The sequence below is a fragment of the Streptomyces monashensis genome, from assembly GCF_001866665.1.
Classification (GTDB): Bacteria; Actinomycetota; Actinomycetes; order Streptomycetales; family Streptomycetaceae; genus Streptomyces; species Streptomyces monashensis.
The window spans coordinates 1-1,039 of record NZ_MLYO01000141.1 but is presented as its reverse complement, the minus strand read 5'-3'; the positions used below and the strand labels follow the sequence as shown (position 1 = coordinate 1,039).

The following is a 1,039-nucleotide window of genomic DNA, read 5'->3' as shown; positions in this document are numbered from 1 at the left end:
GTCTCGGTGAACAGCCCCGGTTCGACGCCGTGCCCGGCGACCTCGCCCAGGCTCTCCAGCAATGCGGCGAAGGCGTCCTTGAGCGGCTGCGGAGTGTCCTCCTGTGCGTATGCCAGGCCGCCGTCGAGCTGGAACAGGGCGTCGTAGACCGCCGGGTTGCGTGCGGCGAAGTCGAGGTAGGCGCGGGCCAGGGCGGTGACCCTGCCGCGCGGGCTGTTCGCGGCGTCCGCGGCGGTGCGTACCGCCGCGGCCAGGTCGGTGGCGCCTTCGAGGGCGACGGCGCCGATGATCTCGCGTTTGCCGCGGAAGTGGCTGTAGAGGACGGGCTGGCTGTACTCGATGCGCTCGGCGAGCCTGCGGGTGGTGACCGCGTCCCAGCCCTGCTGCTCGGCGAGTTCACGGGCCGTCGCCACGATGAGGCGTTCGCGTTCCGCCCGTTCGCGTGCCTTGCGTTCCTGTACCGACATAACCCGGATCCTAGCACCGCTAGACATTCAAGCGGCAGTAGTACTAGCGTTGCCCACAACAGCTAGCAACGCTAGATCCCGGGAGGGGCACCATGCTCAGCGCACTCGAGGTCATCACCACCGTGACCGTCGGCCTGATGGTGGGAGTGGAGTTCTCCGTCGCCTTCGTCATGAAACCGATCTTCAACGCCCTCCCCGAGGACAGCACCCAGCAGGCCCACTCCCACGGCGGCCGGATGCTCGGCGCCGTCATGCCCGTCTGGTACATCGGATCGCTCGTCCTCGCCGGCATCTGGGCCGTCGCCGCACGGCACCACCACGGCACCGGCCTCGTCGTCACCGCCGCCGCACTGCTGATCCTCAGCGTGATCATGTCGGTCCTGCTGCTCGTCCCGATCAACAACCGGAACAAGGCGTGGACCCCCGAGAACCGGCCCGCGGACTGGAAGGAGCAGCTGAACCGCTGGGAGCGCTGGCACTACGTACGCGTCGCCGTCATCACCGCCGCCTTCGCCTCCCTGGTCGCCGCCCTCGTCTGACCCCACGGACCCACCCGCCCGGCCGGTCAGCCG

Annotated in this window: 2 protein-coding genes; one reads left to right on the top strand and one right to left on the bottom strand. The window is 69.2% G+C overall.

Going from position 1 to position 1,039, the window contains the following annotated elements; translation table 11 throughout:
• Positions 1-467: TetR/AcrR family transcriptional regulator (locus BIV23_RS44540; protein WP_071386706.1), on the bottom strand; the 467-nt coding region annotated here is incomplete at its 3' end.
• A 92-nt stretch (positions 468-559) separates the two neighbouring features.
• Between BIV23_RS44540 and BIV23_RS44535 the strand changes: the two genes are divergently transcribed.
• Positions 560-1,006 (top strand): anthrone oxygenase family protein, encoded by a 447-nt coding sequence (locus BIV23_RS44535; RefSeq protein WP_071386705.1) that lies wholly within the window; start codon positions 560-562, stop codon positions 1,004-1,006.
• The last annotated feature ends 33 nt before the right edge of the window (positions 1,007-1,039 follow it).